The organism is Streptomyces griseomycini, assembly GCF_014203535.1.
Lineage (GTDB): Bacteria > Actinomycetota > Actinomycetes > Streptomycetales > Streptomycetaceae > Streptomyces > Streptomyces griseomycini.
The window spans coordinates 57,505-82,842 of the sequence record NZ_JACHJI010000003.1; the positions used below are offsets into that span (position 1 = coordinate 57,505).

The following is a 25,338-nucleotide window of genomic DNA, read 5'->3' on the forward strand; positions in this document are numbered from 1 at the left end:
TGAGGACCGTGCTCTCGGTGCGGTGGGGGCTGCTTCGTACGGCACGCGCCGGCCAAGGTGTCCGTGCCCCAGCCGTGCCCGATCGACCGGGGAACCGGCCGGCCTCGCACCACGCGCCGACACCGCTCAGCCGCAGGCCGGCCTCAGAGCAGGCCCCGGATGACCTGAGCTTCCCGGACCGAGGGCGCGAGTTCGGCTCCCGTCACCCGCTCCAGGAAACCCCGGGGCAGCAGCCCGCGGTTCGTTGTCGTCCGGACCGGTGTGAGGCGCTGATCGCGCTCGGCCTCAGGTGCCGCCCGTGCGCGAGGCAGCCGCCGTGCCTCCGTCCTGCGAGTCGGACCGGCGGCGCAGGTCGATGGTTCGCAAGGTGGCGGGGAGGTCTGCGCGGTAGGGGATCAGGCCGAAGCGGCGGTGCTGGACGGTGGCCGCCACCGTCAGGTGGGCCTGGGCGGGCGCGCCGGCGGCGGCCTTGACGATCACGGTGAAGGTCTCGTCGCCGATCAGGGGGTGCCGGCTGGTCGCCTTGACCCTCCACTCCGGGTCACTGTCCCTTTCGCCCATGCCGACGACGAAGAGTTCCTCCCGGCCCTGCGCCGGAGTGACTTCGAGCGTGGACTCGACGATCGCGAGCTTGGCGCTCAGTCCGATGGTGGTGGAACGCTCCACCGGGTGGGAGCGCTTCTTGGGGGAGATCGACCACGCGATCGGCTGTCGGTCCGCAGGCTCCCCCGGGGATTCCAGAAGCACGCCGACGGAGGCGTCGGCGAAGGGATCGCCGTTCGCCGGCGGGCGGAAGGCGCACGTGAGGCTGAGGAGGAGGTAGTCGCTGTGCGGCGCCTCGGCGGTCAGGAAGCCGAGCCACTCCGTTTCGTCTCCAGCCGCCTCCTCCGGCGTCAGCGGGTGGACGACGGCGGTGCTGAGCGACACCCGCCCCTCGATGCGCTGCCGCGGGGCGGGCGACTGCAGCCGGGGCACCTCCACCAGGTCGATCTCGTGCAGCGGTGTCAGGGGCAGTTCCAGATGGGTCACAAGGCAGCTCCGTGGTTCGTGTCCGGATGGCGCCAGTCGCCGATGAAGCAGAACGAGCCCCAGTCCCGGAGGGCCGGGTGGCGGGCGCGGACGGCCGACTGCGCGGCGCGGAAAGCGGCCCGCCGGTCCGGGCTCCGTGCAAGGAACCCGTAGAGCGTCCCGAAGAACTCCGTGGCCACCTGTGGGTGGACCGGCCACAGGCATCCGATGACGGCCGAGGCGCCGGCGGCCAGGAAGGCGGCGGGCAGACCGCGCAGGTTGTCATTGGCGTCGAACCGGCCCAGGGCGGATTCGCAGGAACTCATCGTGACGAGTTCGACGCCCCGCAGGTCGGCTTGAAGGACGTCATGGGCGAAGACACGGCCGTCGTTGTCCGCGTCCGGTGACAGGAACAGACACTGGTACCACGGTGCCCAGCTGTTGTGCGCGCCGTGCGCGGCCACATGGGCATACCGCGCGTCGGCGAGTTCGCCGAGCAGTCGCCGTGGGGTCGCCGCGGCTCCCAGCACCGCGTGACCCCCCATCGCCGTGGCGACCTGGGTGGCGTGCGTTTCCAGGGAGTTCTGAGCGACAAGGCCGTGCGGGACTCCGCCGGCCGCGGACGCGAAGGCCACCAGATTGCGCGAGGGCGGACGGTGCGCGCCGGGCGCCGGTGTCCGCAGGAAGCCCAGGCTGGGCACCTGGGTGACGGTCCAGTCATCGGCGAGGGAACGGCCGTCGACCTCCAGCAGGTGGTACGGGAGGTAGTGCAGCGGGCCGTTGGGCCAGATGCACAGGTGCCGCTTTCCCCGAGCCCGCCAGCTGTCCAGTGACTCGGTGAAGCCCGCCAGGTAGCGGACGCTGTCGCCCTTGAGCTGTCTTTCCGCGTCACGGCTCACCGGCCGGTGCAGCGGGTCCGCGACGACGGCCTGCCGCAGGTCGGCGACGTGAAAGGCCAGCGGGTGGGCGGAGAGACGGTGTCCGGCGCGCGTGAAGCGGATGAGTCCGGCTTCGAAGTCGGGCAGGAGCATGGTGTGGTGCGCCATGTCCTCGCGAGTCACCGCCATGCCGGACAGCGAGGTCACCGGCCCTTCGGTGCCGTCCCGGCGGGTGTGGCCCAGATACAGCGAGAGCAGCACCGTGTCCTCGGTCAGCAGCGCCTGCAACTCGTCGGGGAACATCATCGGAATGCCGCCCGCAGAGGCGGAGGCGAGGAGTTCCCGGCTGATCCACCGGTCCGCGGCGCGCTGCGTGTTGCGGTGCTTCGTCCCGATGTCGCTGCCGGGCTCCGACTCACCGGTGCCCACGTAGAAGAGCATCGCCTCGACAGGGGCCGGCAGTTCGGGCTCGCCCGGTGGTCCGGGCAGCCGCGACTCGTCCGCCCTGACACGGGCCAGCAGCCGCGCGAGGGGTGCGGAGGGGGTGAACGGGCCGGGACGTCCGGTGACGACCGTGAAGTCGCATCCCTTGGCGGCTTGATGCAGGGTCAGCATCAGGGCGTACGGGATGAGGGGGCCGGACACCGTGGTGGCCAGTTGCTGGTACAGGTCCCGCAGCTTCCAGCCGACGACCTCGTCGATGCCGCCGCGCAGCCGGACGGCGGCCGGGATCAGTGCCGCCGCGGCCTCCGCGGCGCTGCTCTCGTCGGCTGCGAGCACATCCTGCAGCGCGGCATCGAGGCTGTTCAGTGCCATGTCGGTCTGGCCGCACATGGCGTAGGCGGCGAGCGCGTCGGCGAAGTGGTGGGCGGCGGGGACATGTTGTTCCGCCGCCGACATGCGCAGTCCGGCCTTGTACGCCAGCGTGCCGCCGAGATAGTCGAGCGCCGGCTGGTGCCGCCCGCACAGCTCCGGAGCCAGCTCCCACGCCTGGGCCACGAGAGTGCGGCCGATCTGCTCCTCGCCGTTCTCGTGGGCGTGCGCCGCGAGATGGATGAAGGTCGCCGCGCGCTGCTCGGCGGACCAGCCGTCCCGGTCGGCGACGGTGCGGAGGTGTCCCGCGGTCTTCTCCACCGGAACCGGAAGTGGTTCCGGGGAGCAGCGCAGGCGGTTGTCCGTCAGGCAGTGCACCTCGCTGGTCCAGCGGCGCCGGCGGTAGGAGTCCCCCGGCAGGTCCGGCAGTTCGTGGTCGGCGCTCTCGATCAGCCGCAGCTCCAGGTCGGGCCGGCCGGCCTCTTCGGCGAGCGTGAGTGCCTCCGCGAAGATGCTCGCCGCCTCCCGCGTTCCCTGCCGGTCCCGGACGTCGGCCAGCGGCAGGGGCAGCACGTCCTGGAGGTCGGCGGGCAGCGAGAGCTCGCCCAGGCGACACAACACTCTCAGCAGGTACAGATGGGTGAGGGGGTCCGCGACCGGGTCCAGCACGTCGAACGCCTCACGGACGGCCGCCCGGATCTCCTCGTCGTGCGATTCCTGCCGGAGACCGGCCAGCACGGACAGGGCCTCGGCCAGCGCTTTGAGAACACGACCACGCCGGTGCCCCCGCGACAGGGCAACGGCCTCGCGCAGAAACAGGATCGCCTCCTCGACGGCGACCGCAGGCGGAGGCATCTCCGCGGTATCCGGTGCGGCGGAATCGTCGGGGTGGACCGAGCGGTGCCGAGCCCGGCGGTCGCGCCACAGGTCGTGGGCCGACTCGAAGGTCAGCCCTGACGTGTTCCCCACATACGGGCTGAGGCGCAGCAGTCCCGCGACGAACAGTGTCTCCGCCAGTTCGGCGACGTCCTCGGCCCGGCCGCTGTCGCGCAGCACGGCGATCTGTTCGTCCGCCACGGCGCAGGCGCGCCGGAAGAGCAGTCCGTCGGCCATGTCGACCAGTGCGAGCCGTCCTGCCTCGACGTAGGCGTCGGCCGCCCGCCACCAGGGCGTTCCCGGCCTGGCGGCCCAACGGGGGCGCGCGGCCTCCAGCGCGAGGGTCAGCGCCGGCACAGCGTCGCGCGGGCGGCCGTCCGCTACGTGGCGTAAGGCCTTTCCCACCACGGTCAGCAGGGCGGCCTCGGAGAGCACGAGGGACTGGTCCCGCACCCGGCGTACGGCTTCGTCCTCGGTCACGACCCGTGCCGTGAGCTGTGAGGCGAGACCGCCCAGAGCGCGCGCCTGTCGACGGACCTCGGGATCGTCCGGACCGGGCGCTGCGCCGCCTCCGGCTGCGACGGGGCCGCCGGGCTGCGCGTCCCCGTCGGCCCTGCCGGCCCTCCTGGCACGCGAAGTGCACTCGAGGAGAGCGCTCATCACGGTGCTCAGGTTGGCCAGGTGAACCTCGCCCCCGGCCCCGTCCGTCAGGTCGACCGCCTCACGCAGCCACCCCACCGCCTCGCGGAGCACGGCCATGACACCGTCCTCGTCCCCCGCCGCCTTCGCCCGCGCATCCGCGCGACGGCCGAGTGCCGCACCGAGTTTGCCTGCTGCACTCGCGTACACGGAGGTGTCCCCGGCGGCGTCCACGAGAGCCTGCCGGTACGTCCTCTCGGCCTGAACGAGATCTCCTTCGTCCCCCGCGACCTCGAAGCGCCGTACGAGGGCATCGGCGTAGGCCGTCAGGCGCTTCGCGCGCCCCCGGGCCGACGGCTCCGGATGCGCGGCGGTCCGCGCCAGCAACTCCACCGCTGCGTCGGCGTCGGCGTTCCGTTCCGCCGGGGGACGGCCGGGGAGAGCCGCTCGCTGTTGGAGCGCGAGGGCGTGCAGGACGTCCCGGTACGTGGTGTCAGAGCTGTCAGCAACGCCCCTGATCAGACCGACGGCCTGGTCGAGGGCGGCGGCGTCGCCTCTTTCCTCCCCGTCGGCGATCAGATCCGCCGCGTGCTCCAGCGGGTCGCTCCACGGGTCGTACCCGGTCTCTTTCACGAGCAGGGGCCACAGCGAACGCGGCACGCGCCGGCGATCGACCAGGAAGAGCAGGCCGTACGCCCTCATGGCTGTCTCGCGGTCCCCGGCCGCACGGGCGTCGTCCGTGTGCGCCGCGGAACGAGCCCGGTAGAACCGGGCAAGGGCGTGCAGGACGTCGGGACCGGCCTCCTCGGGATGCCCACCGAGCGGGTCGAAGAGCTCCACCGCGAGGGCCAGGGCATCGTCGCCGAGCACCCACCGCGGGTCGCCGGTTCCGGTGAACTTCCTCACGCGGGCGATCAGTTCACTGAGGCGCGCATCCTCCACGGTTCCCCCGATCCGTCAGACGACTCATCGTAGCGAGGGTGACACAGGCGGATCGGACGCACCGTCGATCCACACGGAGGCCCCGCCGAGGACGGAGGGCCTGACGCGGGACGTCGGACCGGCACCCGAGTCGATCTCCTCCGACCCGTCGACGGCCGGAAGGCGGACCGGTGGCGGCGGGCGCCGAAGGGCGCGATCGTCGACGCGGTCGAGCCGCGGATCCGCGTGCTGCCGGAACAGCGGCCGGACCCGCCGGGGCCGGTGATCGCCGAGCGGATCGGCCGGACTCGGAGCATGACCGCCGGCTCGGTCAGGTGGCTGGAGAACGCCGCGTCCGGCGGCCACGACCTCGCCGCGCTGCAGCAGCACCGGACAGCGGTCGCCGACGAGCCGGCACCGCTCGTGGCGGTCTCCCGCAGCGGGACCGGCCGTTCCGGCCTTCGGGCGGCGTACGGCCCCGGGGGACTGCTCGGAGCTCGGCGCAGGGGATGAGCGGGAACCGAGCCCCGGCGGTGCGGTTCCGGTCGCGCTCAGCGCCGCCCGCCGGCGTAGGGGGCCGGACCGGGTGGTGCACAGCGACGACGGGGCCCACCACTCTGGACACATACCCCTGGGGGGTATACATTGAGGACAGATGGAGCCCTCGGTGGGTCATGCCGGACGGGACAGGGGATGAAGGTCATGGAGCACACCGGTCATCACGGCGGGACCGCGCAGGACCACGCCGCCCACGGAAATCACGCAGGTCACGAGAGCCACGGTCACGCCGGCCACGCGGCGCATCACGGCACCCACGGCGCCCGCCCCGGGGCTTCGTGGTCCACGGCGGTGAAGGCGACCCTGCACTGCCTGACCGGCTGCGCCATCGGCGAGATCCTCGGCATGGTCATCGGCACCGCGCTGCTGTGGGGCAACGTGCCCACCATGGTCCTGGCGATCGCGCTGGCGTTCCTGTTCGGCTACTCGTTCACCCTGTTCGCGGTGGTCCGGGCGGGCCTGGACCTCAAGTCCGCGATCAAGGTGGCGCTGGCCGCCGACACCGTCTCGATCGCGGTGATGGAGTTCGTCGACAACGGCATCATCGCCCTCACCCCGGGCGCGATGGACGCCCACCTGTCCGACGGGCTGTTCTGGTCGGCCCTGCTCGGCGGGTTCGTGGTCGCCTTCCTGGTCACCACCCCGGTCAACAAGTGGATGATCGGCCGCGGCAAGGGCCACGCCGTCGTCCACGCCCACCACCACTGAGCACCGGACCGGACCTCGCGTCCGGGGCGCCGCGGAGGGATCCGGGGCGCCCCGGACGTGTTTGCGTTCCCCGGTCGGGCCAACCCGGGAGGGGTCGAGAGCCGAGAGCGGACGAGGCGCGGCCACCCCGGCCGCCCCGCCCCTCGGCGCCGGATCCGCCGATCCGAGGAGGCGACCGATGACGACGACCGTCAGGGACATGCTCGCGACCTACCCGGCCGACCTGGGGCAGGTGGACCGCGACAAACTCACCCGGTGCATCGAGGAGTGCGTCGCCTGCGCCCAGGCGTGCACGGCGTGCGCGGACGCCTGTCTGTCCGAGGGCATGGTCGGAGACCTCGCCAAGTGCATCCGCACCGACATGGACTGCGCCGACGTCTGCAACGCCACCGCCGCCGTCCTGTCCCGGCACACCGGCTACGACGCCAACGTCACCCGCGCGATCCTCACCGCGTGCGCCACCGCCTGCAGGGCCTGCGCCGACGAGTGCTCCCTGCACGCCGACCGGCACGAGCACTGCCGTCTGTGCGCCGAGGCCTGCCGCTCGTGCGAGCAGGCGTGCCACGAGCTCCTCCACGCCCTCGGCTGACGACGCCCCGTCTGCGGAGCGGCTCGGCGGGTAACCGCGTCCCATGGGCGACATCCTCGTGGGCACCTGTTCGTGGACCGACCGGGCCCTGGTCGGCAGCGGCTGGTACCCGGCGGGACGGCGGGACGCCGAGGGGCGGCTGCGGTACTACGCGGAACGGTTTCCCGTCGTGGAGGTCGACGCGTCGTACTACGCCCTGCCCTCCGAGCGGAACAGCCGGCTGTGGGTGGAGCGGACCCCCGACGGGTTCGTGTTCGACGTCAAGGCGTTCTCCCTGCTGACCGGGCATCCCACACGGAGTGCGGCGATGCCCGGCGGGCTGCCGCCCGACGCGCGCGACCCGGCGGTGCTGGACGAGGTGTGGGCGCGGTTCGCCGAGGGGATCGGGCCGCTGCGCCGGAGCGGGCGGCTGGGGAGCGTGCTGTTCCAGTTCCCGCCGTGGTTCAAGGCCGGCGCGCGGGCCGAGGAGGCCCTGGAGGAGTGCGCGCGGCGGGCCGCCGGCTGGCCCCTCGCCGTGGAGTTCCGGCACCCCTCGTGGTGGGAGGCGGGGCGCGCCGAGGCCACGTCCGCGCTGCTCGCCCGGTGCTCGATGGCCGCCGTCGGCGTCGACATGGTGCAGTCACTGCCCTCGTCCGTACCGCCGGTCACGCCCGTCACCTCGCCCCGCCTGTCCGTGGTGCGGTTCCACGGGCGCAGCGGCGCCTGGGGCACGGGCAGCAAGGAGGACCGGTTCCGGTACGCGTACGGGGCGGACGAACTCGGGTCGTGGGTGCCGAGGTTGCGCCGGCTGGCCGATCGGGTCGAGCAGGTGCACGTGCTGTTCAACACGTGCTGCGGGGACGCCTCCGTGCGGGCCGCCGAGCTCATGAGCGGACTGCTCGGGCGGCCCGTCGACGGGCGGCCCGTCGACGGGTGGTCCGCCGCCGGGCGGTCCGTCAGCGGGTGATCCGTCAGCGGGTGGTCCCTCAGCGGGTGATCCGCACCTGCCGCGACTCGCTCACCTGGTCCAGTTCGGACACCCTGATCGTCGCCTTCATCGTCCAGGTGCCCTCGAGGGGCAGGTCGAGGTCGCTGGTGGCCCAGTAGCCGCCCCGGTCGGTCAGCCCGGCGTCGATGGGCCCGATGTCCCTCGCGGCGAGGGTGAAGGACAGCCTCAGCTCCGGGATGATCCTCAGGCTGCCGTCGGCGCCGAAGACCACCGCCTGGACGCCGTTCTCGCCCACCCGGCCCGGGTCCAGCGTGATCTGCACCCGGCCCGTGCCGCCGGGGACGCCGACGTCGTAGGGGATCGTGACCACCGACGCCCCGGGGAGACCGGCCACCGGACCCGCCCCGGCGGCCTCGGCCTCGGCGCGGGCGGGGAGGGTGCCGGTCAGCACCGTCGTGACCAGCAACACCACGATGCCCACGGCCACTTCGACCAGCACGGACAGCCGCAGGGCCCGACGGCGGCGGTCCGGTCCGTCCGGGTCGTGCGGCCCGTCCGGCGGTGACGGCTGTTCACCGGGGTCCGTGTCCCGGCGCCCGGCCTCCGGGCCCCCTCCTGCCGCCCCCGCCGGTCCTGCCGGTCCCGCCGCTCCCACCGGCTCCGGCACCCGCTCCGCCACCGCCACCGGCGCCTCCGCCGTCACCAGGCGTGCCGTCCAGCGGCGGGAGAGCCCCGCCACCAGCAACAGGCCGGCCGTCACGACGAGTTTGACGGTCAGGGTCCTGCCGTACGACGTCTCCGTGAGCGCGGCCCAGGAGCCGAGGCCGCGCCAGGACTGGTAGACGCCGGTGACGACGAGGACGGTCACCGAGGCGAAGGCCAGGCGGGAGAAGCGGGCGACCGTGGTGGCGGGCGGCGGGGTCCTCGCCCGGTACAGGGTGAGGAGCAGGGCCGTCAGACCGCCGAGCCAGCACGCCGTCGCCAGCAGGTGCAGCACGGACGACGTCATCGCCAGCGGGACCTGGATCCCGGCGGAGGCGTGCTCGGCCGCCGCCCAGGTCAGGGCGAGGCCGACGGACAAGGCGGCGCCCGCCGCCAGGTGCGCGCGGGACACCCGGTCCGGTCCCGGCGCACGGCGGCGGGAGGCCCACAGGAGCGCCGCCGCCGTCAGCAGGAGCAGCGCCAGCCGGGTCAGCAGGGCGGTCCCCGGGCGGCCGGCGAGGGTGCGGGCGGCCGCGGAGGCGTCGAGGGCGGTGCCCGGTGCCGTCCCGGCCTCGTACGGGGCGCGCAGGACGAGGAGGACCACCGTGGCCGTCAGCAGCGTCCACCAGCCGGTGAGCAGCGGCAGCCGCAGCGGGGCCGGGTCCGGCGGCCGGCACAGGGCCGCGAACGCCGCCGTGCCGATGAGCAGGGCGGCGGCGATGTACGCGAGATGGCGGGCGGTGTCGTAGAGGCTCGTGGTGACCGGGTGCCCGGCCCGCTCCGCGGGCACCGCCGGCGCGGTGGGCGAGGGCTTGCCGACGGAGAAGGTGAAGGCTCCGGAGACCGGGTGGCTGTCGGCGGAGACCACCCGCCAGGCCACCGTGTAGGTGCCCTCGGCGAGCCCGCCGGGCAGGCCGACCCGGGCGGTGTCGGAGGCGCCGTCCGCGTGCCGCGGCTCGCCCAGGCTCACCCGGCGGTTGTCGGGGCCGTAGACGCGGAAGGAGTCCTCGAGCAGACCGACGGACTCCGTGAAGGTCAGGGTGACGTGCCGTGGGGCGGACGCGACGACGCTTCCGTCCTCGGGGTCGCTGCCGCGCAGCGCGGCGTGGGCGCTCGCCGGGGCCGCGCCGCCGAGGAGGAGCAGGACCAGCACGGCACCCAGCAGCACCAGCCGCCGGGCTCCGCGGCCCGTGACCCCGGCCCGCCGGCCCCCGTCCGCCGCCGCCCCGGCCCACCGGCCCCCGTCCGCCGCCGCCCCGCTGCGCCGTCGCTCCACGTCGTACCCGCCTCCCGGCAATCCGGCTCCGGGTTACGTACGGATGCGGGGCCCGGCGTGCTCACCGCGCGGCTCACCAGGTCGGCCGGGCCGAGACCCCTCCGTCCACCACCAGGTCGTGGCCCGTCACCCAGGACGCGAGCCGGGAGGCCAGGAACACGCAGGCGTCGCCGACGTCCTCCGGGCGGCCGAGCCGGCCCACGGCGGACGCCCGCCGCCAGCGGCGCACGCCCTCCGGCCAGGCGTCCTCCAGCCCCTCCCGCTCGATCAGGCCGGGCGAGACGGTGTTGACGCGGATCCCCCACGGGCCGTACTCCAGGGCCGCCGCGCGGGCGTGCATCACCACGGCCGCCTTGGACGCGCAGTAGTGGGCGTGGCCCGGCGCCGGACGGTGCGCCTCGACCGAGGCGATGTGGGTGATCGACCCGCCGCCCGCCGGCCGCATGAGCTCCGCCGCCGCCTGGGTGCAGGCGAAGACGCCGGTGAGGTTGGTGTCCACGACCGTGCGCCACTCGGCCGCCGTCATCCCGGCGAGCTCCCGGACCGGCTGCACCCCGGCGCAGTTGACCAGCGCGGTCAGCCGGCCCCCGCCCCACCGGGCCGCCTCCGACACCAGGCGGTGGCAGGCGTCCTCGTCGGTCAGGTCGGCGCGCAGGACGACGGCCTCGCCGCCCGCCTCCCGGACGCGGTCCGCCGCTTCCCGGGCGGCGTCGACCGCCGTACGGCAGTGCAGCGCGACCGCGGCGCCCTCCTCGGCGAACCGCAGGGCGATGCCCCGGCCGACGCCGCCGCCCGCCCCGGTGACCAGGGCGACCTGTCCTTCCAGCAGTCCCGGCCGGCCCGCCCGGCTCACGGGCGGCACAGTGCCACGATCCGGTCCACCTGGTCCGGGTGGCGCGCCGTCAGCTCCGCCGCGTCCCCGTGCTCGTAGCCCTCGTAGGTGAACCCGGGCGCCATGGTGCAGCCGAAGAGCGTCCAGGCGCCGCCCGCCGCCACCCGCGCACCCATCCAGGTGCCGGCGGGCACGGTGAGCTGGACGTGCTGGCCGCCGAGGACGTCCGGGCCCAGGACGGGGGTGCGGGCGGTGCCGTCGGGGGCGAGGAGGAGCATCTGGAGCGGGTCGCCGAGGTAGAAGTGCCAGACCTCGTCGGCGGGCAGGCGGTGCAGGGCGGAGAAGTCGTCCGGCCCGTCGGTGAGCAGGACCACGACGGCGGTGCCCTCGGGGCGGCCGTCGGGCCGCCCGGGACCCGCCCAGGTCTGCCGGAACCGCCCTCCCTCGCGGGGGAGCGGCTCCAGTCCGTAGTGGGCGACGAGGTCGTCGGGGGTCACCCGCCGCAGGCTACTCCCGCGGGCCCGGGGGGTCACCCGCCGAAGACCGCCTCGCGGGTGAGGAAGGCGAGCCGGGCCTTCTTCTCCGGGAGGTACACGTCGGGCAGGTCGACCTCCGGCAGCACGACCTCGGGACCGGCGGTGAAGCCCTGCCTCACGAAGCGGGCGACCGCCTTCTCGTTGGCCACGTCGGGGTCGACCACCACGCGCTCGCGGTCCAGGACCAGCAGGACGTACGTGACGATGGCGGCCGCCAGCCCGCCGGTCCAGCCGGAACGCTCCTCGCCGGGCGCGGCGGGGGCGATCAGCAGGTGGACGCCGATGTCACCGGGTTCCACGGGGTAGCACTCGCCGACCCGGTCGGCCCCCGGCTCGTAGGTCTGGAGCAGTGCGGCCGGTGTGCCGTCCTTGAGGACCAGGTACGCGTGGTGCGTGTCGAGCGTGTCCATGTGGGCGTAGATCTCGGCGACCCGCTCCTCGGTGAGGCCGTTCATGCCCCAGAAGGCGGCGCGTTCCTCGCTCACCCAGCGGTGCAGCAGGGGGGCGTCGGCCGCCGCGTCCAGCGGCAGGACGCGCACGGAACCGAAGCCGTCGACCACCTGCTCGTGGACGGACGGACGGGAGGCGTACGGGTCAGACATCGGTCTCCTCTGTTTCCTTGTGCAGCCGGTCCCAGTCGGTGACGACCGGGACCAGGTCCCCCGCGAGCCACAGGGGCTGCTGGTCGCGGTGGTGCGGTGATCCGGGGACGCCCGAGGCGCCGAACGGCACCACCCAGCGGCTGTCCTCGCGCCGGGCCAGGTCCCAGACGTACCGGGCGGCCGGGCCGCGCGCGGCGAGGTCGGTGAGGCCGGGCACGGGGGAGGTGCACAGCACGCAGTCGTGGTCGCCGGACAGCCCGGGTTCGTCGTACGGCGTCGTCGGGGGCAGGGCCCGCCAGGGGACCAGGCGGTGGGTGTCGCCCCAGGTCCCGGCGGGCGGCCGGGCGGCCACCTCCTCCAGGGCCGCGCGCACGGCCGCCGGGCGGTCGACGCCGAACAGCTCCTTCGCGGTGAGGAGGTGTTCGAGGGCGTATCCGATGCGCGGGACCAGAGCGAGCCAGGGCCGGAAGACCTCCGGGTACGCGGGCGGCGCGGCCGTCGCGGCGAACGCGGGGTGCGCCGCGAGGTGCCGTACGACCGCGCCGCGCACCGCCGCGAAGGCGGCCGCGTCGGCGCTGTCCGCGTCCATGCGGCGGTCCCAGCGCAGCAGGCGGTCGCGCAGGGCGGCGGCCGGGGCGCTCAGGTCCGGGCCGTCGAGGGCGGCGAGGTGGTCCAGGAGGGCGGCGGCGGAGGCGAGGTGGGTGTCCGTGTGGATCGCGGACATGTCGGCGGCGGACCAGCGGTGCCGCACCGCGAGCAGCTCGGCGATGCGGTCGGCGCGGTGCGGCGGGGCGAACTCGACGCCGAGCGGGGCCGCGGGGCCGCGCTGGTTCGCCATCACGGCGACCCCGTCGGTCAGTCCGGCGCGCGGCGGCTCGTGCCAGCCCCGCCACTCGTGACCGGGCTCCCAGGCCGGCACCAGGCGGGTCAGGTTGGCCGCGGAGCGCACCGGGACCCGGCCGGCCACCCGGTGCAGGGTGCCGCCCTCGGTGTCGGCGGCCATCACCACGTTGACCGGTTCGGCCCACCGGTCGACGGCCCGGTCCACGTCGGCGGCCCGGCGCGCCCGCAGCAGCGGCAGCAGGGCGGAGAAGCCGAGGTCGCCGGTGACGCGGGGCGGGTGGCGCAGGGCGACGGCGAGCGGGGGTTCGCCGGGCGCGGGCACGCCGTCGTCGAGGCCCTCGGGGCCGCCGATGACGACCGGGCCGCGGTCGGTCTCGACGACCTCGACCTCGACCGGTTCCCCGCCCGCCACCTCGACGGTCTCGGTGTGCCGGGCGGCCCGGTGCCACTCCCCGTCCGGGCCGAGCGCCTCCACGCCGTCCCCCAAGCTCCCGGCTCCGCTCGAGCAGGGGGTACCCCCACCGGTGCGCCGCAGCCGCTCCCGGTAGAGGTCCTGGTAGTCGGCCATGGCGTTGGTGATGGCCCAGGCGACCGTGCCGGTGTGGCCGAAGTGGGCGATGCCGGGGACGCCGGGCACGGCGAGGCCGACGACGTCGAACTCCGGGCAGGCCAGGCGGATCTGCTGGTAGACGCCGGGGTCCTCGATGAAGCGGTGCGGGTCCCCGGCGATGACCGCCCGACCGGTGACCGTGCGCTCCCCGGCGACCAGCCAGCCGTTGCTGCCCGAGGTGCCGGGGCCGTCGGTGGCGAACAGGCCGACGGCGTCCGCGCCGAGGTGGGCGGCGACGTGCTCGCGCCACAGCTTGGCGGGGAAGCCGGCGAAGAGGATGTGGGTGGAGAGCCAGACCGCGAGGGGGGTCCAGGGCTCCCAGCGGCCGGGGGCGAGGGCCGCGCGGGCGAACTCGGGGGCGGTGGCGGCGCTCAGCCCCTCGTTGACGCCCGCCGTGTAGGCCCGGACCCAGTCGGCCGTCTCCGGGTCCGTCCGCTCCAGTGCGTCCCAGCAGCGGCGGGCCGTGTCGGCCAGGCGGGCGCGGCGGGCGAAGCGGTCCCAGGGCAGGGCCCCGGAACCGAGGAAGGACGCCGAGGTGCCCTGCGCGCGGTGCCGTTCCACCTCCAGCTGCCAGGCCCGGTCGAGGGCGGTGACCCGGCCCTGGAGCCGTGCGAGCCCGTTCGCGTCGTCCGCGCGCAGGTGGGGGATCCCCCAGGCGTCCCGAAAGATCTCGCCGGCCACTGTGCCCTCATTTCCCTTTAGGTTAGGCTCCCCTAAGTAATCGTGGCGGAATCGTACGCGAAGGGTGAAGACGCGATGGGGCAGGGGCGGGGTTGGGAGGGCGCGGTCCTCAGACTGCTGCGCGCGAAGGACTTCGAGTTCACCGTGACGGGCGCCGAGGACGTCACCGCCGACTACCGCCGGGTGCACTTCACCGACGGCGGGCTGCTGGCGGCGACCGGCGTCCACCCGACGATGTGGGTGCGGCTGTGGTTCGACAACGCGGGCAGGCCGCACCAGCGGGCGTACACCCTGGTGGACCCGGACCCCGGGGCCGGCACCTTCAGTCTCGAGTTCGCGCTGCACGAGGGGTGCGCCAGCGACTGGGCGCGGGCGGCGGAGCCCGGGGACACCATCGAGGCGACCGTGCAGGGCACGGGGTTCGAGGAGCCCCGCCCCGCCCCCTCGCACGTCCTCGTGGTCGGCGACCCCGCCTCGCTGCCGGCGATCAACTCCCTGCTGGACGCGCTGGGGTCCGTTCCGGCGACCGTCTGGTTCGAGGGCACGCTCGACGGGCTGCCCTGGCGGGCCGATCCGGAGCGGCACGAGGTGCGCGAGGTGCCCCGCCGGGGCGCCGGGGCGGCGCTGGTCGAGCGGGTGCGGGCCGACCTGCCCGAGCTGCTGCGGGCCGGCCCCGACCCGTACGTCTGGATCGCCTGCGACACGGCGACCACGCGGGCGCTGTCGGCGTTCGTCCGCAAGGAGCTGGGCGTGCCCAAGCAGCGGATGCACGCGCTGGGGTACTGGCGCGCGAGCTGAGCCGCGACGCGGCGCCGGCGCGGCCGGGTGTTTTTTCGGCGTCGTACTCCGGCGCCACGGCTGCGCCCGGAACGTCTTGACCGGTAGGCTTTCCGTGTGATCTTCAAGCGCATCGGAAACGGCCGGCCGTACCCCGACCACGGCCGGGAAAGCACCCGGCAGTGGGCGGACGTCGCGCCGCGCCCGGTCCGCCTCGATCAGCTCGTGACGACCAAGCAGCAGCTCGACCTCGAGACGCTCCTCGCCGAGGACTCGACCTTCTACGGCGACCTCTTCGCGCACGTCGTGAAGTGGCAGGGCGACCTGTACCTGGAGGACGGGCTGCACCGCGCGGTGCGGGCGGCGCTCCAGCAGCGACAGGTGCTGCACGCCCGCGTCCTCGAGCTGGACTGACACCGCCCGGACGCCCCTCCGGCGTCCTCCCGGCGTTCCGCCCGCGCCCTGCCCCGGCCCGGTTTGACCCTTTCGGGTCGGACTGCACACAGTCGGATGATCATCCGGTAGGCACGGCCGTCCGGGCGCACTACGCTGCGCTCATGAGCATGCTCACTCCCCCTGGCATGGGCGGCCAGTACCGGATCACGGGTGACAGGTACCCGCGGATGCGCCGGCCCCGGCGGCGCGGCCGGCTCGTGGTCCTCACCGTCGCCTCCGTCGCCGTGCTCGGCGGAGCCGGCTGGGGCACGCTGCAGCTCATCGACGTGTTCACCGGAGGCGACGACCCCGCCTCCGTCTCCGCGACCGGCACCAAGGCGTCCTGCGCCGTCAGGGCGAGCCCCGCGGCCGCCCCGAAGGCCCTCCCCGAGCCCGGCACGATCACGGTCAACGTCCTCAACGCCACCACCCGCGGCGGTCTCGCCCAGAAGACCGCCGACGAGCTGAAGAAGCGCGGTTTCCGGATCGGCGAGGTCGCCAACGCGTCCGAGGACTACGACAAGAAGGTCAAGGGCACCGGTGTGCTGCTCGGGCCCGCCTCCGCCCTCGACACCTCGCTGCCGGTGCTCGGCGCCCAGCTCGCCGGCGCCGAACGCCGCACCGACGCCGCCCGCAAGGGGAACGAGGTCGACCTCATCATCGGCGACGGGTTCCGGAGCCTGACGAAGAAGGCGGACGCCGACCGGGCCCTGGCCGCACTGGCCGAGCCCGAGCCGGCGCCCGCCTCGAAGAAGGGCTGCTGAGCGGGAACGGGGGACGGGGCGTCCGGGACTACTCGGCCGCCCCGTACATCCGGTCCCCGGCGTCGCCGAGGCCCGGCACGATGTAGCCCTGCTCGTTGAGGCGCTCGTCGACCGACGCCGTCACGACCGTCACCGGGGTGCCGGCCAGCTCGCGCTCCATGACCTCGACGCCCTCCGGCGCGGCCAGCAGCACCACGGCGGTCACGTCGTCCGCGCCGCGCTCGATCAGCTCCCGGATCGCCGCGACCAGCGTGCCGCCGGTGGCGAGCATCGGGTCCAGGACGTACACCTGACGCCCGGAGAGGTCCTCCGGCATCCGGGTGGCGTACGTCGAGGCCTGCAGCGTCTCCTCGTTGCGGATCATGCCGAGGAAGCCCACCTCGGCGGTCGGCAGCAGCCGGACCATGCCGTCCAGCATGCCGAGACCGGCCCGCAGGATCGGCACCACCAGCGGGCGCGGGTGGGACAGCTTCACACCCGTGGTCCGCTCCACCGGCGTCCGGATGTCGACCTGCTCGGTGCGCACGTCACGCGTGGCCTCGTAGGCGAGCAGGGTGACCAGCTCGTCGGCGAGACGGCGGAAGGTCGCGGAGTCGGTGCGCTGGTCGCGCAGCGTGGTGAGCTTGTGGGCGACCAGGGGGTGGTCGACGACGTGGAGACGCATGTGCTCAACAGTAACCGGGCCCGGGAGGCCCGGCGTCCGCGCGCACGGCAAGCCGCAGAACCCACCGGTCACTCGTTCGCTGGCGTCAAACCGCCCGTCCGGGGGAAAGTGGGAGGGACGGACTGGGGTGGTGAACCGATGCCTGAGCAGGAGTACCGAGACGATCCGTCGCCGCGGGAGAGGCCCGGCCCGGCCGAGACGGAGGCCGAGCGGCGGCGGAGGCGCGCCCGGTTCCTGCGCGAACTCGCCGAGGCCCGTGCCCTGCGCGACCGGGTCCAGCCGCGCCGCGCCAAGGCGGCCCGGCTGCGCCACGCGATGCGCATGCGGACCTTCCGCTGGTAGGCGGCCCGGATGAACGCCGTGCCGGTGAACGCCGTGCCGACGGTCCGCGCCGGTGGTCCGTTCCGGTGGCCCTTACCGGCGGCGGGGACCGCCGGTGCGGGCCGGTGGTGCGGACCGCGCGTGCGCGGCGCGCGCACGGGAAGATCGCGGCGCGCCCGCGTGTTCCCGAAGTGGCCGCGCGGGAACGGCGGGTAAAGCCGCGTACGATCCGCACGTGGCGGCAACGAGTGCGCTGGTGAGTCCTTCACGGGCGCACTCGGCGACCTGCGGTCGAAACTGCCGGACACAGGGAGCCGAAGACGTCCCCTGATGGCCTTGTTTCTGCCACGATTCCGAGTGGGCGGGACTCTCCAGGAGCACTCCGCCCGCAGCCTCCGCCGGGGGGACCCCCAACCGGCACGCCTATGACCAGTGGGAGAGTCACGGTGTACTTCGCCGCACTGCTCGCGCGCACCGAAGACGGGTGGGAAGCGAGCGACACGGAGCTCGACGATGTGGAAACCCTGTCGGATCTGGCCGACCTGGCCCGGGAAGCCTCTCCCGACGAGGACACGGTGCTCGTGCTGATCGAGCAGGAGAACGGCTGGTTCGGCGTCGTCCGCGTGGACGGCGAGGAGGATCCCCGGATCTACGTCTCCGACGCCGCCGCCGCCGCTCGCAGCAGCTACGGCGAGATCCTGCTCACCGACGAGCTGCTGGGCCGTGAGCCCGGGGACGACGGCGCCGACCTGGACGCCCTGGACCTCGACGGCACGGAGGACGGCGATTCCGACGACGAGGACGCCGACGCCGGCGCGGCCGCCGGCTCCGCCGACGCCGTGCCGCACGGACCGGTCGGTGACGCGCAGGTCCTGGAGGACCTGGGCGTGAGCGAGAAGGAGTTGCGTTCGATGACCGAGGACGCCCTCAGCGAGATCGCGGAGGCCCTGGGCGCCTCCGAGGTCCTGGAGACCGTCCGCTGACCGTGCAGACCGCACCGGGGCCGCCGGATCCGGTGCGCGATCCCTGGCGGCCCGCGATGCGACTCGCCCTGGACGAGGCCGGACGGGCCGTCCGGGGCGGGGACGTTCCCGTCGGGGCCGTCGTCCTGGCCCCGGACGGCACCACCGTGCTGGCCCGCGGCCACAACGAGCGCGAGGCCGGCGGCGACCCCACGGCGCACGCCGAGGTGCTCGCCGTCCGGCGGGCCGCCGCGGAGCTCGGGGAGTGGCGGCTGGCGGGCTGCACCCTCGTGGTGACGCTGGAGCCGTGCACGATGTGCGCGGGCGCGATCCAGCAGGCGCGGGTGGACCGGGTCGTCTACGGCGCGCGCGACGAGAAGGCGGGCGCGGCCGGCTCCCTCTGGGACCTCCTGCGCGACCGGCGGCTCAACCACCGGCCCGAGGTGATCGAGGGCGTGCTCGCCGGGGAGTGCGCCCGGCTGCTCACGGAGTTCTTCCGCGAGCGGTGAATACCGATTTCGAACCACGCCCCCCCGTGCTGTAAGGTCTCCCTCGGTAGCGTGTCCGAGCGGCCGAAGGAGCTCGCCTCGAAAGCGAGTGTGGCGCAAGTCACCGAGGGTTCAAATCCCTCCGCTACCGCTGGTGAAGGGCCCCGTCGTCAGACGGGGCCCTTCGTGCGATCATGGGGCCCGCTCGATGCGCGTGTGACACCGGCGCACACCAGGGACAGGGGAGGGCCGCGATGGCGGTGAACGCGAAGAAGGCCGCCGTCTACGTCCTCGTGGTCTTCGCGCTGTACGTGATCATCACGGACCCGGCCAGGGCGGCCGACTACGTCCAGATAGGGTTCGAGGGCATATCGGACGCCGCGAAGGCCATCGGCGACTTCATGACCTGGCTCGCCAACGGAGGAGAGTGATGATCCGCCACCTGGTGCTCTTCAGGCTGAACGAGGGCGTCGAGCGGGACGACCCGCGGGTCGTCGAGGGCGTGGAGGCCTTCCGTTCGCTCGACGGCAAGATCCCGGAGATCCGCTTCTGGGAGTGCGCCTGGAACATCAGCGACCGTCCCATCGCCTACGACTTCGCCATCAACTCGGCGTTCGAGGACGCCGAGGCCCTGCGCCGGTACGTGGAGCACCCGGAGCACCAGGCGGGCGTCGGACTGTGGCGCGAGTTCGCCACGTGGGTGATCGCCGACTACGAATTCTGACTCTCCGCGCCCCGGAGCCCTCCGCCGCGACGGCGGGGGGCTTTCCTATGTCTTACGCACGTTTCGCACGCACCTTACGTCCCTGTTGTTCCTCAACACGGAATATGCGGTGCTTGCACACAGTGAGCATGTCTTGTGATGCTATGACCGCTTTTTGACGGACGAGTTGACGGACGAGTGGACCGATGAAGAGGTGGCGTTGACCGTGTCGGCCCGTACTGCGCCGCCCCAGGACCAGGAGTCCGGCCAGAACCCGGCCCCGGCTTCGCCCCCGGCCCGGTCACCGGAACCGGCGCGGGACGCGGTGCAGGACCCTGCCGCCGCCCGGCACCCGGACCCGCCCCCGACCCAGGCCAGGCGCCGCGGCGCCGACACCCGGGCCCTGACCCAGGTGCTCTTCGGCCAGCTCAAGGAGCTGGAGCCGGGCACGCCGGAGCACGCCCGCGTGCGCGCGGCCCTCATCGAGGCCAACCTCCCCCTGGTCCGCTACGCCGCCGCCCGCTTCCGCTCCCGCAACGAGCCGATGGAGGACGTCGTCCAGGTCGGCACCATCGGGCTCATCAACGCCATCGACCGGTTCGACCCGGACCGGGGCGTGCAGTTCCCGACGTTCGCGATGCCGACGGTGGTCGGCGAGATCAAGCGGTACTTCCGCGACAACGTCCGCACCGTCCACGTACCGCGCCGGCTGCACGAACTGTGGGTGCAGGTCAGCGGCGCGACCGAGGACCTGACGACCGCCTTCGGACGCTCCCCGTCGACCGCGGAGATCGCCGAGCGGCTGCGCATCACCGAGGAGGAGGTGCTGTCCTGCATCGAGGCCGGCCGCTCGTACCACGCCACCTCGCTGGAGGCCGCGCAGGAGGGCGACGGCATGCCGGGGCTGCTGGACCGGCTCGGCTACGAGGACCCCGCCCTGGACGGCGTCGAGCACCGCGACCTCGTCCGGCACCTGCTCGTCCAACTGCCCGAGCGGGAGCAGCGCATCCTGCTGCTGCGGTACTACAGCAACCTCACCCAGTCTCAGATCAGTGCGGAGCTCGGCGTCTCGCAGATGCACGTGTCCCGGCTACTGGCGCGTAGCTTCCAACGGCTGCGATCCGCAAACAGGATCGACGCGTAACCTGTACGAGCGTATCGCTCACCAGTGCTGTTCTGTGTGTTTCTGGGCTGAAAGGACGTCAGACCCCCTGTTTCCAGGGCTGATTCGCATCTCGGATGTCGACATGTCACTACAGCGCGTTGCCGACATGTGACATTCTGCGGGAAGCGCGTTTGCCGGAGCCCCGGCGCCGGTATTCCAGGTGATGGCTGCGTTCCTCAGACGGGGACGTCCGCCACGACCGTCCCGCGACCCAAAGGGGGTGGCATGTCCGCAGAACAGGGCAGCTCGAAGGTGCTCACGCTCGCGGAGAGCGAGACAGCTCCCCATGCTCTCGACGCACTCGGCCCCATCGACGAGGGCCCGGCCCTCCCGGCCACGCCCGCTCCGGAGCTTCCGGACACGGCGGCCCTCGACACCCGCACCCTGTCCCGCTCCCTGTTCCTGCGACTCGCCGTCCTCGACGAGGACAGCCCGGAGCGTGCCTACGTCCGGGACACCCTGATCGAACTCAACCTCCCGCTGGTGCGGTACGCGGCGGCCCGCTTCCGCTCCCGCAACGAGCCGATGGAGGACATCGTCCAGGTCGGCACCATCGGGCTGATCAAGGCGATCGACCGCTTCGACTGCGAACGGGGCGTGGAGTTCCCGACGTTCGCGATGCCGACGGTGGTCGGCGAGATCAAGCGGTTCTTCCGCGACACGTCGTGGTCGGTGCGGGTGCCGCGCCGGCTGCAGGAACTGCGCCTGGCGCTGACGAAGACCAGCGACGAGCTCTCCCAGAAGCTGGACCGCTCCCCCACGGTCACCGAACTGGCCGCCGCGTTGGGCGTGTCGGAGGAGGACGTGGTCGACGGCCTCGCGGTCGGCAACGCCTACACCGCCTCCTCGCTGGACTCCCCGGCACCCGAGGACGACGGCGGCGAGGGATCGCTCGCGGACCGGCTCGGCTACGAGGACACGGCGCTGGAGGGCGTGGAGTACCGGGAGTCGCTCAAGCCCCTGCTGGCCAAGCTGCCGCCCCGCGAGCGGCGGATCATCATGCTGCGCTTCTTCGCCAACATGACCCAGTCGCAGATCGGCGAGGAGGTCGGCATCTCCCAGATGCACGTCTCGCGGCTGCTGACCCGGACCCTGGCCCAGCTGCGGGAGGGCCTCATCTCGGACTGAGGCACGACCTCGGGAGCGGCATCGGGCCGCCGGGGCGCCTCCCCGTGTGGGCGCAACGGCGGCCGCCGTGTGTCGTCCGGTCGTTCCAGCGGTTACTTCAGCGCGAGCCAGGCCACCGCCGCGACGATCGCCACGGCGACGACGACGCCGACGATCAGGCCGAGCCGCGGCCCACCGCCCGAAGCGGCGGCCTGCCGGCCCTGCGGGGCCTCGTCGACGAACGCGCGGAACATCTGGGTGCTGCCGGCGGGGTCGTGGTTGCCCTGCGGGCCCTGGGTGTTAGCCATGCCCCGAGACCCTAGCGAATCCCCGACGGAGGGCCCAAGTGGGGGCGGGCACACGGGGTTGACGACCGGACGCGCCGGAGGGCGGGGGCGGTGCGGCGGACTCGCCGTGCGGGAACGGACACCTCCGGGAAGCACGGACACGTCCCCACGCCCCCGGAGCCGGACGGCCCGCCCGACGCCGCCACCCGGGGGTCCGGACAGCCGGCCTCCCGACACGGCGGAGCGGGTCGGCCACGACCCGACCCGGCGCCCCCCACACGGACGGCACCGTCCGCTCCGGTCCCGCACGGGCGAGACGGAGGGGCGGGCAGTCCCCGGCGGCGTGGGCCGGGAGCCCGGCAGGACGGCTCTCCTGCCGGGGGAACGCGGCTCACCTGCATGTTTACTCTTGCGATTACTTGCCTTTGCCAAGTTTTTGTTCCACACCGCCCTCTTTTTATTGCCTGTAGCAACCATCCACTTCTATCGTTGCCCTAAGCAACAAACAGGAGGTGCCATGGCCGAGCGGACGCAGTACGAGGAGTTGGTCCGGCAGCTCAGCGCGTTCGGCGTGGTGAAGCGGGAGATGAGCCGGATCATGCCGGCCGACTGCCACAGCGGCTCCGCCGCCGCGCTGGCCCTGCTCGGCCGCCACGGCGACATGCGCATGAGCAAGCTCGCCGAACTGCTCTCCGTGGATCTGTCGGTCACCAGCCGCCACGTCACCCACCTGGCCGAGCGCGGCTGGATCGAACGCTCCCCCGACCCCGCCGACAAGCGCTCCCGCATCCTGCGCCTCACCCCCGCCGGCCAGGAGCAGCTCGACGAGCTGTTCCGGCGGACCACGCAGCTGCTCGCCGAGCGCCTGGGCGACTGGCCGGACGAGGAGATCGGCCGGCTCACCCAGCTCATGGCCCGGCTCAGGGACAGCTTCGGCGAGGGCCGGGCCACGACCCGCCCGGCTCCCCCGCCGCCCCGCCCGGCGCCTCCCGCACTCGAACGGACCACCCGTACACCCGCAGACACGTAAGAGAAGGAAGTCCATGGCAACGACCACACCAGCCGGTGTGCGGGCTCATGCCAAGCACGGGGGAGGCTCCTCCGAAGGCCATGCTCCGATGACGCACCGGCAGATCATGGAGGCTCTGTCGGGCCTGCTGCTCGGCATGTTCGCCGCGATCCTGTCCTCCACCATCGTCACCAACGCCCTGCCCGAGATCGTCTCCGACCTCGGCGGCGGCCAGAGCGCCTACACCTGGGTCGTCACCGCCTCGCTGCTGGCGATGACGGCCTCCACCCCCCTGTGGGGCAAGCTCGCCGACCTGGTCAGCAAGAAGGCCCTGGTCCAGATAGCCCTGGTGGTCTTCGTCATCGGGTCCGTGGTGGCCGGCATGGCGCACAACCCCGGCACGCTGATCACGGCCCGGGTCATCCAGGGCCTGGGCGCCGGCGGTCTGTCCGCCCTGGCGCAGATCATCATGGCCGCGATGATCTCCCCGCGCGAGCGCGGGCGCTACTCCGGCTACCTGGGCGCGACCTTCGCCGTCGCGACCGTCGGCGGCCCGCTGCTCGGCGGCGTCATCACCGACACCAGCTGGCTCGGCTGGCGCTGGTGCCTCTACGTCGGCGTGCCGTTCGCGGTGATCGCGCTGGTCGTGCTGCAGAAGACGCTGGACCTGCCGGTGGTCAAGCGCAAGGTCAAGGTCGACTGGGCCGGTGCCTTCTTCGTCACCGCGGCCGTCTGCCTGCTGCTCGTCTGGGTGACCTTCGCCGACGACAAGTACGACTGGATGTCCTGGCAGACCGGCGCCATGGTCGGCGGCTCGGTCGTGCTGGCACTGGTCTTCGTCCTCGTCGAGACCAGGGCCGCCGAGCCGATCATCCCGCTGCGCCTGTTCCGCAACCGCACCATCACCCTGGCCTCGCTCGCCTCGCTGTTCGTCGGCATCGCGATGTTCGCGGGCACGGTCTACTTCAGCCAGTACTTCCAGCTGGCGCGGGGCCAGTCCCCGACCATGTCGGGCGTCATGACGATCCCGATGATCGGCGGCCTGTTCGTGTCGTCCACGGTCTCCGGCCTGGTCATCACCAAGACCGGGAGGTGGAAGAGCTGGCTGCTGGTCGGCGGCGTGCTGCTGACGGCCGGCCTGGGCCTGATGGGCACCATGCGCTACGACACCCCGTACTGGCGCATCGCGCTCTTCATGGCGCTGATGGGTCTCGGCGTCGGCATGATGATGCAGAACCTGGTGCTCTGCACGCAGAACCAGGTGGCCCCGAGCGACCTGGGCGCCGCGTCCTCCGTCGTGACCTTCTTCCGGTCGCTCGGCGGTGCGGTGGGCGTCTCGGTGCTCGGTTCCGTGATGTCCTCCCGGATCAGCCACTACGCCGCGGACACCATCGACACGCTCGGCCCGAAGGACCGGGCGGCGGCCGCCCAGGCCTCCGGCGGCGGTGCGATCCCCGACATGGACCTGCTGCCCCCGGCCATCCGCACCTGGCTGGAGAGCGCCTACGGGCACGGCATCGCCGACATCTTCCTGTACGTCGCGCCGATCGCCCTCCTCGGCTTCCTGGTGACCCTGTTCATCAAGGAGGTCCCGCTGCGCACCGCGGGCGCCCTGGCCCAGGCCACCGAGGCCCAGGCCACCGGGGCCCCGGCCGAGGCCCCGGCCGAGGCCCCGGCCGGAACACCGGCCGCGACTCCGGCCGCCGCCGCGGCCACCGCTCCGGCCGCCGAGGAGGCCCCGGACCGGTTCTCCCCCGGCGCGGACACCGAGGCCGCGGACCGGGAGACGGCCACCCGGCCGCTGTCCGCCGTCGCCACGCCCGCCCGCCCGGAGGGGTCCGCCGGCGGCGGCATCCCGGTGCGCGGCTTCGTCCGCGGCGCCGAGTCCGCCCCGGTCCCGCAGGCCGCCGTCACGCTGATCTCGCTGGCCGGGCGCCAGCTGGGCCGGTCGGTGGCGCAGGCCGACGGCTCCTACGCGGTGGACGCGCCCGGGACCGGGGCGTACGTCCTGATCGCCTCCGCCGACGGCCACCAGCCGCAGGCGTCCACGATCGTGGTGAACGACGAGCCCGTCTCCTACGACATCCTGCTCGGCGGGACCAGCGGCCTGACCGGCCTGGTCCGGGCCGCCGGCAGCGGGCTGCCGGTGCCGGACGCGATGGTGATCGTCACCGATGTGCGCGGGGACCTGCTGGCCACCGGGAACACCGGTGAGCAGGGCGAGTTCTCCTTCACCGAGCTGGTGCCGGGCGCGGTGACCGTCGCGGTGAACGCCCTCGGGTACCGGCCGCGCGCACTGCCCGTCGAGGTGGGCGGCGGCGGGGTGACCCGGCTCGAGGTCGAGCTGGAGACCGGCGCCCGGGTCCAGGGCGTGGTCCGCGCCCCGCACGGGCCGCTGGCCGACGCCCGGGTGACCCTGGTCGACGCGGCGGGCAACGTGGTCGGCACGGCGACGACCGGTGCGGACGGGGCGTACGCCTTCGCCGACCTGGACGGCGGCGAGTACACCGTCATCGCCACGGGCTACCCGCCGGTGGCCACCACGGTGACGCTCGCCGCGGGCGGAGCCGACGGCCACGACATCGAACTCGCCCACCCGGGCGAGTAGCCGGACCCCGGCCCGTGGCGGGCGAGCGCGTCCTGTAGCGGAGACGCG

General features: G+C 73.6%; 25 protein-coding genes and 1 tRNA gene. 17 read left to right on the top strand and 9 right to left on the bottom strand.

The genetic code is table 11. The annotated features are described in order from the left end of the window. Window positions 1–285: 285 nt before the first annotated feature. Window positions 286–1,029, bottom strand: coding sequence for a hypothetical protein (locus tag FHS37_RS09140; protein ID WP_184818946.1), 744 nt, complete (start codon window positions 1,027–1,029; stop codon window positions 286–288). After that, window positions 1,026–5,156: a CHAT domain-containing protein gene (locus FHS37_RS40745; RefSeq protein ID WP_184818948.1), complete on the bottom strand. Its 4,131-nt coding sequence runs from the start codon at window positions 5,154–5,156 to the stop codon at window positions 1,026–1,028. The genes FHS37_RS09140 and FHS37_RS40745 overlap by 4 nt, the downstream gene beginning before the upstream one ends. Window positions 5,157–5,450: 294 nt before the next feature. Here FHS37_RS40745 and FHS37_RS09150 point away from each other — a divergent pair, with 294 nt between their 5' ends. The 4 genes from FHS37_RS09150 to FHS37_RS09165 all read left to right on the top strand — a co-directional run bounded on the left by FHS37_RS09150 (window position 5,451) and on the right by FHS37_RS09165 (window position 7,936). Next, entirely contained in the window at window positions 5,451–5,648 is a 198-nt protein-coding gene (locus FHS37_RS09150) for a hypothetical protein (RefSeq protein WP_375372294.1), read from the top strand. A gap of 189 nt (window positions 5,649–5,837) precedes the next feature. Beyond that, window positions 5,838–6,401 (top strand): DUF4396 domain-containing protein, encoded by a 564-nt coding sequence (locus tag FHS37_RS09155; RefSeq protein ID WP_373304305.1) that lies wholly within the window; start codon window positions 5,838–5,840, stop codon window positions 6,399–6,401. Between the two features lie 178 nt (window positions 6,402–6,579). Further along, window positions 6,580–6,990 (top strand): four-helix bundle copper-binding protein, encoded by a 411-nt coding sequence (locus tag FHS37_RS09160; RefSeq protein WP_184818952.1) that lies wholly within the window; start codon window positions 6,580–6,582, stop codon window positions 6,988–6,990. A gap of 43 nt (window positions 6,991–7,033) precedes the next feature. Next, window positions 7,034–7,936 carry a DUF72 domain-containing protein gene (locus FHS37_RS09165; RefSeq protein ID WP_184818954.1) on the top strand — a complete coding sequence of 301 codons (903 nt, stop codon included), beginning with the start codon at window positions 7,034–7,036 and terminating at the stop codon, window positions 7,934–7,936. A gap of 19 nt (window positions 7,937–7,955) precedes the next feature. On the opposite strand, the gene FHS37_RS09170 is transcribed toward FHS37_RS09165, so the two are convergent. The 5 genes from FHS37_RS09170 to FHS37_RS09190 all read right to left on the bottom strand — a co-directional run bounded on the left by FHS37_RS09170 (window position 7,956) and on the right by FHS37_RS09190 (window position 14,000). Then, window positions 7,956–9,788: a copper resistance CopC/CopD family protein gene (locus tag FHS37_RS09170; protein ID WP_184819958.1), complete on the bottom strand. Its 1,833-nt coding sequence runs from the start codon at window positions 9,786–9,788 to the stop codon at window positions 7,956–7,958. Window positions 9,789–9,969: 181 nt separating this feature from the next. Beyond that, entirely contained in the window at window positions 9,970–10,758 is a 789-nt protein-coding gene (locus tag FHS37_RS09175) for an SDR family NAD(P)-dependent oxidoreductase (RefSeq protein ID WP_184818956.1), read from the bottom strand. Beyond that, window positions 10,746–11,225 carry a cupin domain-containing protein gene (locus FHS37_RS09180; RefSeq protein WP_184818958.1) on the bottom strand — a complete coding sequence of 160 codons (480 nt, stop codon included), beginning with the start codon at window positions 11,223–11,225 and terminating at the stop codon, window positions 10,746–10,748. Before FHS37_RS09180 ends, FHS37_RS09175 begins: the two co-directional genes overlap by 13 nt. Before the next feature lie 32 nt (window positions 11,226–11,257). Next, window positions 11,258–11,866 (bottom strand): GNAT family N-acetyltransferase, encoded by a 609-nt coding sequence (locus tag FHS37_RS09185; protein ID WP_184818960.1) that lies wholly within the window; start codon window positions 11,864–11,866, stop codon window positions 11,258–11,260. Further along, window positions 11,859–14,000, bottom strand: a complete 2,142-nt coding sequence (locus FHS37_RS09190; RefSeq protein ID WP_184818962.1) for a penicillin acylase family protein — start codon at window positions 13,998–14,000, stop codon at window positions 11,859–11,861. The genes FHS37_RS09185 and FHS37_RS09190 overlap by 8 nt, the downstream gene beginning before the upstream one ends. Window positions 14,001–14,075: 75 nt before the next feature. Between FHS37_RS09190 and FHS37_RS09195 the strand changes: the two genes are divergently transcribed. The 3 genes from FHS37_RS09195 (at window position 14,076) to FHS37_RS09205 (ending at window position 15,976) form a co-directional block, all read left to right on the top strand. After that, window positions 14,076–14,798, top strand: a complete 723-nt coding sequence (locus FHS37_RS09195; RefSeq protein WP_184818964.1) for a siderophore-interacting protein — start codon at window positions 14,076–14,078, stop codon at window positions 14,796–14,798. 96 nt (window positions 14,799–14,894) lie between these two features. Beyond that, entirely contained in the window at window positions 14,895–15,191 is a 297-nt protein-coding gene (locus FHS37_RS09200) for a type II toxin-antitoxin system VapB family antitoxin (protein ID WP_004943146.1), read from the top strand. Window positions 15,192–15,358: 167 nt separating this feature from the next. Next, window positions 15,359–15,976: a LytR C-terminal domain-containing protein gene (locus FHS37_RS09205; protein WP_184819960.1), complete on the top strand. Its 618-nt coding sequence runs from the start codon at window positions 15,359–15,361 to the stop codon at window positions 15,974–15,976. A 28-nt stretch (window positions 15,977–16,004) separates the two neighbouring features. On the opposite strand, the gene upp is transcribed toward FHS37_RS09205, so the two are convergent. Continuing rightward, the gene (gene upp, locus FHS37_RS09210) at window positions 16,005–16,640 is read right to left on the bottom strand and encodes a uracil phosphoribosyltransferase (protein ID WP_184818966.1); all 636 of its coding nucleotides are present in this window, start codon (window positions 16,638–16,640) and stop codon (window positions 16,005–16,007) included. 138 nt (window positions 16,641–16,778) lie between these two features. On the opposite strand from upp, the gene FHS37_RS09215 reads away from it, so the two are divergent. From FHS37_RS09215 to FHS37_RS09250, 8 genes are all read left to right on the top strand, one after another. Then, complete coding sequence (locus tag FHS37_RS09215; protein WP_184818968.1) at window positions 16,779–16,982, top strand: hypothetical protein; 204 nt, start codon at window positions 16,779–16,781, stop codon at window positions 16,980–16,982. 425 nt (window positions 16,983–17,407) lie between these two features. Further along, window positions 17,408–17,944 (top strand): tRNA adenosine deaminase-associated protein, encoded by a 537-nt coding sequence (locus tag FHS37_RS09220; protein ID WP_184819962.1) that lies wholly within the window; start codon window positions 17,408–17,410, stop codon window positions 17,942–17,944. 56 nt (window positions 17,945–18,000) lie between these two features. Continuing rightward, the gene (gene tadA / locus FHS37_RS09225; RefSeq protein WP_229890161.1) at window positions 18,001–18,432 is read left to right on the top strand and encodes a tRNA adenosine(34) deaminase TadA; all 432 of its coding nucleotides are present in this window, start codon (window positions 18,001–18,003) and stop codon (window positions 18,430–18,432) included. A 45-nt stretch (window positions 18,433–18,477) separates the two neighbouring features. Then, a tRNA-Ser gene (locus FHS37_RS09230) sits at window positions 18,478–18,562 on the top strand. Window positions 18,563–18,665: 103 nt separating this feature from the next. After that, entirely contained in the window at window positions 18,666–18,842 is a 177-nt protein-coding gene (locus tag FHS37_RS09235; RefSeq protein ID WP_184818972.1) for a hypothetical protein, read from the top strand. After that, on the top strand, window positions 18,842–19,135 hold the full coding sequence (locus FHS37_RS09240) for a Dabb family protein (protein ID WP_184818974.1): 294 nt from the start codon (window positions 18,842–18,844) through the stop codon (window positions 19,133–19,135). The genes FHS37_RS09235 and FHS37_RS09240 overlap by 1 nt, the downstream gene beginning before the upstream one ends. Window positions 19,136–19,328: 193 nt before the next feature. After that, window positions 19,329–20,258, top strand: a complete 930-nt coding sequence (locus FHS37_RS09245) for a SigB/SigF/SigG family RNA polymerase sigma factor (protein ID WP_373304307.1) — start codon at window positions 19,329–19,331, stop codon at window positions 20,256–20,258. A 246-nt stretch (window positions 20,259–20,504) separates the two neighbouring features. Further along, window positions 20,505–21,407 (top strand): RNA polymerase sigma factor SigF, encoded by a 903-nt coding sequence (locus tag FHS37_RS09250; RefSeq protein ID WP_184818976.1) that lies wholly within the window; start codon window positions 20,505–20,507, stop codon window positions 21,405–21,407. A 92-nt stretch (window positions 21,408–21,499) separates the two neighbouring features. Here the strand turns inward: FHS37_RS09250 and FHS37_RS09255 are convergent, their stop codons facing one another. Next, the gene (locus tag FHS37_RS09255) at window positions 21,500–21,694 is read right to left on the bottom strand and encodes a hypothetical protein (protein WP_184818978.1); all 195 of its coding nucleotides are present in this window, start codon (window positions 21,692–21,694) and stop codon (window positions 21,500–21,502) included. A gap of 496 nt (window positions 21,695–22,190) precedes the next feature. Between FHS37_RS09255 and FHS37_RS09260 the strand changes: the two genes are divergently transcribed. Together FHS37_RS09260 and FHS37_RS09265 are read left to right on the top strand one after the other, a co-directional pair. Further along, window positions 22,191–22,703, top strand: coding sequence for a MarR family winged helix-turn-helix transcriptional regulator (locus tag FHS37_RS09260; protein ID WP_184818980.1), 513 nt, complete (start codon window positions 22,191–22,193; stop codon window positions 22,701–22,703). Window positions 22,704–22,791: 88 nt separating this feature from the next. Next, entirely contained in the window at window positions 22,792–25,290 is a 2,499-nt protein-coding gene (locus FHS37_RS09265) for an MFS transporter (protein WP_461791953.1), read from the top strand. Window positions 25,291–25,338 lie beyond the last annotated feature (48 nt).